Raw genomic sequence first — 9181 nt, 5'->3', positions numbered from 1 at the left:
ATTAGAGATAGCTATTTTTCTTTCAATGAACGGGCAAGCAAAGGAGGCGATTAACTTTTATACACGTAATTTAGAAGCCAAAAAATTAATGGTTGTTACGTATGAAGAACTGGCGAAAAGAGATCGTTCTTTTAAAATTACAAGTGAAAATAAAGAACATATTGCTCACTCTGTTTTACAAATTGGGAATACAAAGCTAATGATAGCAGAAGATACAATGAATACTAATGAACGTTATAACGTTGGAAATAACATGTCACTTTGCATTCAAAGCGCTAATTTAGAAGAAATACAAAGGTTTTATAATAATTTAATTTCCGATAAGCATGTGAAAATAATCTCTCCGCTAGAAAAAAATATATTTAGTGAAGCATATGGTATTATTGAAGATCCTTATGGCATACAAATCCAATTAATGTATGATAAACGACTAAACTAAATAATTAATCATATTCACATATTCCTAATAAAAAAGACACGAATTTCGTGTCTTTTTATTTTATAGAAATGACTCTACCTTTTTCACTGCTTTCAATCGCTAATTGAATCAGTTTAATAACATCTAAACCTTCTTTTGCTGTTACAGGTAGTTTCTCACCATTTAATATACTATCTCGCACACCTTTATAATAATTGTCATAACAACCGACTTCTGTTGGAATACGCTCTAAGTTTTCTTCTGTTTCTAAAGTAGCAAAATTCTCTTCATCGTCTACTCCATAACCGTTATCACCTGGCTTCATTCCATTTTTTAATTGCTCTTCCTGCGAATCCATACCGTACTTCACGATAGAACCTTTCTCTCCATGCACTATAAAATGCGGTCCAGCTTTTTTCACATAACTGCTACTACGTAAAATGACACGTTTAACTCCGTAATGAAGTACTATGTGGAAATAATCATCCACCTCTGCACCTGGTCGTTGTTTTATTACATCTGCACTTATCGCATCTGGTTTCCCGAATATTGATAACGCTTGGTCAATTAAATGCGACCCTAAATCGTATAATATACCGGAGCCTGGTAGATTTTTTTCTCTCCATCGATCACGTACATGTGGACGGAAACGATCAAAATTCGATTCATATGCGTATACATTCCCTACTCTGTTTTCTCCTAACAATTTCTTAATTGTTAAGAAATCATTATCAAAACGACGATTATGATATACGCTTAACATTACATTATGCTGCTCTGCTAATGAAATAAGCTTTTCCCCTTCTTCAATTGAGACAACAAATGGTTTTTCTACAACAACATGCTTACCGTTTAAAATTGCTTCTTTTACATATGGAAAATGAGTTGTATTAGGTGATGTAATAACAACTAAGTCAACATCAGCTCGCTTCACCAATTCATCAATTGTACTAACAACATTAGCATTTGGTAATGTTTCTTTTACTACCTCTTCTTTTGAGGATAATACAGCACGAATATCATATTCTTCTATCGTTTGTAATAGTGGGATATGAAATGTCGTACTAGAAAAACCAAATCCTACAATCCCTACACCTATTTTTTTCATGTTGCCCCTCCATTTGTCCCGCTTTAACAGGCAGTAAGATTCCTAACCAAAAATTCAGCGAAAGCTAAGGAATTAGGTGAGAAATCAACTGCTTGTTAAAGCCCGATTGGTTCAACTAATAATCAGTGTGGATAAAGAAAATCCCCATTGATTAAAGTTTCACTTTATGAGAACGATTTCATCGAGTTATTATAACAAGATTATTATTATTTACATAATAAATTGCCTAGAAAAAAGCATCTTGCTATTATTCATAGCAAGATGCCCTCTTTATTCTGGTCTTTTCTTCGTCCACGTTTCTACTACTTCACCAGTATCATTAACATCTAGCACTAGGCTACCATTACTATACCGGTCTTTATTTCGATACGCTTTCGGATCAATCTCTTCTACAATGTTTTTCTCTGTCTTCATGTAAACTAATTCATCGTCCCGAACAATTTCAATACCGACAATGCGGTACGGATTACGTTTTAATTCTTTGAAAATAACAAGACCTCGTTTCGCCCTCGTTGATTTTTCAATTTCTGATGCTTTTAGACGTTTTACAGCACCGCGCTGTGTTACGAGAATAAGTTGATCTTTGTCACCATTTAACGGTTTACCAGAAGCGACATAGTCATCTTCTTTTAAATTAATTGCTTTCACGCCAGCAGCTCTTACACCGACTGGACTTACTTCATCTTCATGGAAAATAAGTGCATATGCACCGTGTGTAGCAAGAACGATATCACTCGTTCCATCTGTCGCAAATATATCGACAACTTCATCATCTTTTTTCAAGTTTACAGCAACGAATGCCCTTGAATAACGCTGAACTTTATATTGATTTAATTCTGTTTTCTTTATCATACCATTTCTTGTTACAAATACGATAAATCGTTTTTCTTCCTCAAAGTTCTGTACAACCGTTGCCCAAATGATTGTTTCATCCCGGTCGAGTGAAACGATATTAGCAACGTGCTGACCTAAATCTTTCCAACGAATATCTGGCATTTCGTATACTGGCAGATATATATAGTTTCCTTTATTCGTAAATAAGAGGACTGTCTCTGTCGTATTCGTATCGAATCGTTCAAGTAAGATGTCACCCTCTTTCATACCGAAGTCTTTGCCGTTTGAGGCATTGTGTGAGCGCCATCCAGTACGTTTCACATACCCTTCTTTCGTTACAGTAACGATGACATCTTCTTGTGGGATCATCACTTCTACATCGATTTTAATTTCCTCGATTTGATCTTCAATAATTGCGCGTCGATCATCACTATATGTTTTCTTAACTCTCTTTAAATCTGTTTTAATTACTTGAAGTAATCTTTTTTCACTTTGTAAAATTGCCTGTAGCTCAATAATTTTCTTATTAAGCTCATCTGCTTCTTCTTGTAACGCCGTAATGTCTGTATTCGTTAAGCGATATAATTGCAAGGAAACAATTGCTTCTGCCTGTGCTTCTGTAAAGCCAAATTTTGCACTTAAATTATCTTTCGCGTTACGTTTATCTTTTGAAGCTCGAATTGTTTCAATTACTTGGTCTAAAATCGATAATGCTTTCTTTAAACCTTCTACAATATGTTGACGATTTTCTGCTTTTCTTAATTCATATTGCGAACGTCTCGTAATAACCTCTTTTTGATGTCCAATATAAGCATCTAAAATTTTCGGTAATGTCATAAGTGTTGGACGACGATTATTGATCGCTACCATATTAAAGTTATATGGAATTTGCAAATCTGTATTTTTATATAAATAATTTAAAATACCTTCGGCGTTTGCTTCTTTCTTTAATTCAACAACAATTCGTAAACCAGTACGATCTGTCTCATCACGCACTTCAGCAATACCATCTAACTTTTTATCTAGACGTAATTCATCCATTTTCTTTACAAGATTTGCCTTATTCACTTCGTAAGGAATTTCAGTGATTACAATTTGTTGTTTCCCACCGCGCACTGTTTCAACTTCTGCTTTTCCGCGAATAATAATTTTACCTTTACCTGTTTCATACGCCTTTTTAATACCATCAATCCCCTGAATAATACCGCCTGTTGGGAAATCTGGTCCTTTCATAACTGTTAATAAATCATCAACAGTACTATTTGGCTTATCAATACGCATCATTGTAGCATCAATAACTTCTCCAAGATGATGCGGAGGAATTTCTGTTGCATAACCAGCGGAAATCCCTGTAGATCCGTTCACTAATAAATTCGGGAACGCTGCTGGTAATACAACCGGTTCTTCACTCGTATCATCAAAGTTTGACACGAATTCAACTGTTTCTTTATCAAGATCACGTAATAATTCAGATGCGATTGGTGATAAACGAGCTTCCGTATAACGCATCGCTGCCGCTGGGTCCCCATCAACACTACCGTTATTACCATGCATTTCAACTAAAACATTACGTACTTTCCAAGTTTGGCTTAAGCGTACCATTGCTTCATATACAGAGGAATCTCCATGTGGATGATAATTACCGATAACATTACCTACTGTTTTAGCTGATTTACGAAACGCTTTATCATGTACATTACCTTCTACATACATAGAATATAAAATACGTCTTTGTACTGGCTTTAAGCCATCACGTGCATCTGGAAGTGCACGATCTTGAATAATATATTTACTATAACGTGCAAAGCGATCACCTAACACGTCTTCAAGCGGGAGGTCATGAAACTTCTCTGCTTGCATGTTATTCCACCTCCGTCTCCATAATCATTTCATTTTCTAAAATATTTCCTTCTTCTTGCATACCAAACTGTACATTACGTTCAATCCATTTACGGCGCGGTTCTACTTTATCGCCCATTAATGTTGTAACGCGACGCTCTGCTCTTGCTGCATCATCAATTTTCACGCGAATTAATGTACGCGTTTCAGGATTCATTGTTGTTTCCCATAATTGATCCGCATTCATTTCACCAAGTCCTTTATAACGTTGTAACATATAGCCTTTTCCAACTTTTTTCGTTACACCGTCTAATTCCTCATCTGACCAAGCGTATTCAATTACCTCACTCTTACCTTTTCCTTTACTTACTTTGTATAAAGGAGGAAGTGCGATAAACACTTTACCAGCTTCGATAAGTGGCTTCATATATCTGTAGAAGAACGTTAATAACAATACTTGAATATGAGCCCCATCCGTATCGGCATCGGTCATAATTACAACTTTATCGTAGTTAATATCTTCAACATCAAATTCATTTCCTACACCGCCGCCAATCGCATAAATGATTGTATTAATCTCTTCATTTTTAAAGATATCAGCAAGCTTTGCTTTTTCTGTATTAATTACTTTACCACGTAACGGTAATACGGCCTGGAAACGTCGGTCTCGTCCTTGTTTCGCAGAACCACCGGCAGAGTCACCCTCTACTAGGTACAGTTCATTTTTTTGCGGGTTACGTGATTGTGCAGGTGTTAATTTCCCGCTTAACGTACCTTCTGATTTTTTCTTTTTCTTACCACTACGCGCTTCTTCTCTTGCTTTACGGGCTGCTTCACGGGCTTGTGCTGCTTTAATTGCTTTTCTCACAAGAAGTGTAGCTACATCAGGATTTTCTTCTAAAAAGTATGCTAAATGCTCAGATACAATGGCATCAATTGAAGAACGCGCTTCACTTGTACCTAGTTTCCCTTTCGTTTGCCCTTCAAACTGAAGCACTTCTTCTGGTACACGTACCGAAACGATAGCCGCTACACCTTCACGAATATCTGTGCCTTCTAAGTTTTTATCTTTTTCTTTTAATAGTGCTACTTTACGAGCATACTCGTTAAACACACGCGTCATCGCTGTTTTAAATCCAGCTTCGTGTGTTCCACCATCTTTTGTACGTACGTTATTTACAAACGATAAAATGTTTTCTGAGTAGCCATCGTTAAATTGAAATGCTAGTTCTGCTTCAATTCCATTTTGTTCACCAGTGAAATATACAACTGGATGAATGGAATCTTTTTCTTCGTTTAAATATGAAACGAAAGCTTCAATTCCCGTTTCATAATGAAATACATCCTCTAAATCATTTCGTTCATCTTTTATCGAGATTTTCATTCCTTTTAATAAGAATGCAGATTCACGTAATCTCTCACATAATGTTTCATAATTATAATTTGTTGTGCTGAAAATCGTTGTATCTGGTTTGAAATGCATCGTAGTACCAGACTCTTTCGTCTTCCCGATTTTCTCAAGCGTCGTTACAGGAACACCGCCATTTTCAAAGCGTTGTTCGTAAATATTTCCGTCACGCTTAATCGTTACGACTAACCATTCTGATAAGGCATTTACAACCGATGCCCCAACACCGTGCAAACCACCACTCGTTTTGTAACCACCTTGACCAAACTTACCACCGGCATGAAGTACAGTTAAAATAACTTCAGGTGTAGGTTTCCCAAGTTTATGCATTCCCGTAGGCATTCCTCGCCCTTTATCTATAACGCTAATACTATTATCTTTATGTATTACGACTGAAATTTCGTCGCCAAATCCCGCTAACGCTTCGTCAACGGAGTTATCTACTATTTCATATACTAAATGATGCAATCCACGGCTGTCCGTGCTCCCGATATACATACCCGGGCGTTTTCGAACGGCTTCAAGTCCTTCTAACACTTGAATCGCATCTTCATTATATTGGAACTGATGCTTCGCCAAACTCCTTGCCCCTTTCCTAATCCAAAATCAGAACATATGTTTCTATTATAGAATAACGCCTCGACTATAGTTTTGGCAAGTTATCTTATCTCTTTTATATACCATTTTCAATAGAAAAATCCTTGTTTTCTCACAAGGATTCCTCTAGGCTACTATTTCAGAAAAATAATCGTTTGTCAACGAGAAATGGATATGTATTCCAAGATTACACATTCCAAACCTTTATTATGATCCAAATGATCAAGATCCAAAATGGGATTACAAATAACAACCCCCAAAAACAGCCTTTAAAAAATCTCATGATGAACACCTCGTTCATCGGCCCTACTTATCTATAATGAGGGCTGAATCAATCTTTCTACCTTTAAATCTATACTATTTTGTCATCGCATGTTCTACTTTAATACAACGATCCATTATTACAGTATAGTCTTTTTCTTTTAAAAATTTGTATGTATCCTCATCTTGTACTCCTAATTGTGCCCAAAAAACATCTGCATCAATCTCTACAAATTCTTTTGCAACATCCATTAAAAACTCTGAGCGACGAAATACATTTACTATGTCAACGTGTTCCTTAATATCCTTTAGTGAAGAAACTGCCTTTTCTCCAAGCACCTCATCTACTGTTGGATTAACTGGAATAATGCGGTATCCAGCATCTTGCATTGCTTTTGAAACCATATACGATGTACGTTCTGGCTTATCTGATAATCCAACAACCGCAATTGTTTTGCTTTTCTTTAACACTTCACCAATTTCCGTACGAGTTGGGTTTTCAATTGTCATAATTAATCCCTCCTATTCCTTTAGTATAGCCGATAAAGAAAGTCTCTTTCAATATGAAAGAGACTTTCTTTTATTTCGATTATTGATTCTTTGTAGCTGAATTATCTGCTAAAGTAGCCGATTTCGTCATTTTTTGACCGTTACGGTAGAATGTAACTTCTACTTTCTCGCCTACTTTTTTCTTTTCATATAAATATTTACGGAATTGAAGAGCATTCTCTACTTTTTGATTATCTAATGCTACTACAATATCATATTGCTCTAAACCAGCTTTTTCAGCCGGTGATATTGGGTAAATTTTACCTAATACAACACCATTCGTTACTTCTTTCGGTACTTTCAATTGATTGACTGCATAAGCTTGCACATCTTCTAATGAAACGACACCTACTCCAAGGGCTGGACGTTTCACTACTCCGTCTTTTTCAAGTGATTCAATAACTGGCTTTGCGATATTAATTGGAATAGCAAAGCCAATTCCTTCAACTTCTTGTTGTGCAATTTTACTTGAGTTAATCCCAATTATTTCACCATTTTGGTTAAATAATGCACCACCACTGTTACCAGGGTTAATCGCTGCATCTGTTTGAATAACTTGTGCTTGCCAATCTGGTCGTTTATCGCCATCAATATCAACTGGAATTTCACGTTCTTTACTACTGATTATACCTTCCGTTACACTTCCATCAAAACCTAGTGGGTTACCGATTGCAATTGCTTTTTCACCCGCGCGGATTTTACTTGAGTCACCTAAAGTTGCAACTTTATTCACATTAGCCCCGTCAATTTCAACAACAGCTAAGTCTAACCAAGGATCTTTCCCTACTAACTTTGCATCTACCTTTTTACCATCACTTAGTTTTACAGCAAGTTTATTTGCACCATCTACTACGTGGTTGTTTGTTACGATATATGCTTTATTCCCTGCTTTTTTATAAATAACACCTGATCCTGAACCAGCTTGTTGTTCTTGACCTGTCGGTTGCATTGCAAATGGATCAACACTTTGTTGCATATTAATAACACCTACAACAACATCTTTCGCCCCTTCAATCATACCAGGTAAATCAGTTTCATTTTTCGCTTTATTTACAACAGGAACTACAGTACCTTCTACTTTTGAATCCGAACTAAATGATGATACTGGCGCTCCATTATTTTGAGCCCATGGCATATATGGTGCTGCAAAACTAATCGAAACCGCTCCGACTACAGCCCCCACTAAACCTGTGAAGAAATAGCCTTTTTTACTACCTGATTTTCTCACTTCTCTCGTTTCACTATGCTCTTCATTTAAATTTGGTCCGTCGTAATATCCCATGTTTTATTTCCCCTCTCTGGTGAATTCGTATTTTCAGTATAGTCACGTTTTGTGTCCTTCTTGTGAACTCATCGTGAAATCTAATTAAAAAAATACTCCTATCTAACATTGTAGACAAAAAAAGTATTTTTTGTACATTCTACCTTCAAAAGAGAGTATAAAATCGCCATTTCCCTAGGCTAAATTACACAAATCGTTCTAGATTATTCTTCAAATTTATAACCAACTCGAATAACAGTACCGATATGCTTCGCTTTATCTCCTAGCTTATTTCGAAGTTTTTTAATATGGGTATCAACCGTTCTGTCATCACCGTAATAGTCATATCCCCATAACTGATCTAATAAATGTTGACGTGATAACACGATTCCTTTGTTCTCCATTAAATACACAAGAAGTTCAAATTCTTTATGTGTCAATATAATTTCTTCTCCATCTACTAAAACAGTTCTAGATAGACGATTTACTTCTATTCCAGCTAAAGACATAGCATTTTCTTCCGCTACTCCTACCGCACCATCCGCACGTTTCAATAACGTCTTTGCGCGAGCTACTAATACTTTCGGGCTAAATGGTTTCGTTACATACTCGTCTGCACCTAATTCGAAACCTAGCAATGTATCATCCTCATCCGAACGTGCTGTCAACATAATAATTGGTACTGCTGATTCTTTTCTAATTCTTCTACAAACAGACCATCCATCTATTTCCGGTAACATAATATCTAACATAATTAAATCAATTTCATGCTCTGCAAATAACTCTAACGCTTTTTTTCCATCTTCTGCTTCGATTACTTCAAAGCCTTCATTACGAAAATAATCACTAACAATTTCACGTAATCTTCTTTCATCTTCAACAAGCAATACTGTTTTATTCATATAA

The 9181-nt window shown here is 36.1% G+C and carries 7 protein-coding genes; 1 reads left to right on the top strand and 6 read right to left on the bottom strand.

What is annotated here, in order from left to right:
• Positions 1–439, top strand: a 439-nt coding sequence (locus ACQGSG_RS07900) for a VOC family protein (protein ID WP_426947173.1), incomplete at its 5' end; no start/stop codon positions are given.
• A 55-nt stretch (positions 440–494) separates the two neighbouring features.
• Here ACQGSG_RS07900 and ACQGSG_RS07895 read toward each other — a convergent pair.
• The 6 genes from ACQGSG_RS07895 to ACQGSG_RS07870 all read right to left on the bottom strand — a co-directional run bounded on the left by ACQGSG_RS07895 (position 495) and on the right by ACQGSG_RS07870 (position 9177).
• On the bottom strand, positions 495–1526 hold the full coding sequence (locus ACQGSG_RS07895) for an oxidoreductase (protein ID WP_000719773.1): 1032 nt from the start codon (positions 1524–1526) through the stop codon (positions 495–497).
• A 270-nt stretch (positions 1527–1796) separates the two neighbouring features.
• Positions 1797–4220 (bottom strand): DNA topoisomerase IV subunit A, encoded by a 2424-nt coding sequence (gene parC, locus ACQGSG_RS07890; protein WP_001147465.1) that lies wholly within the window; start codon positions 4218–4220, stop codon positions 1797–1799.
• 1 nt (position 4221) lies between these two features.
• Positions 4222–6186 (bottom strand): DNA topoisomerase IV subunit B, encoded by a 1965-nt coding sequence (gene parE, locus ACQGSG_RS07885; protein ID WP_001062202.1) that lies wholly within the window; start codon positions 6184–6186, stop codon positions 4222–4224.
• Between the two features lie 375 nt (positions 6187–6561).
• Positions 6562–6975, bottom strand: a complete 414-nt coding sequence (locus ACQGSG_RS07880) for a CoA-binding protein (protein ID WP_000151387.1) — start codon at positions 6973–6975, stop codon at positions 6562–6564.
• Positions 6976–7054: 79 nt separating this feature from the next.
• Entirely contained in the window at positions 7055–8296 is a 1242-nt protein-coding gene (locus ACQGSG_RS07875; protein ID WP_000542641.1) for a S1C family serine protease, read from the bottom strand.
• A gap of 203 nt (positions 8297–8499) precedes the next feature.
• Complete coding sequence (locus tag ACQGSG_RS07870; RefSeq protein WP_001044679.1) at positions 8500–9177, bottom strand: response regulator transcription factor; 678 nt, start codon at positions 9175–9177, stop codon at positions 8500–8502.
• Positions 9178–9181: the final 4 nt, after the last annotated feature.

The sequence above is a fragment of the Bacillus sp. GMa5/1 genome, from assembly GCF_050172015.1.
In the GTDB taxonomy this organism is placed as follows: domain Bacteria; phylum Bacillota; class Bacilli; order Bacillales; family Bacillaceae_G; genus Bacillus_A; species Bacillus_A cereus.
The sequence above is the reverse complement of the archived record's forward strand: the minus strand, read 5'-3'. Positions and strand labels throughout refer to the sequence as shown.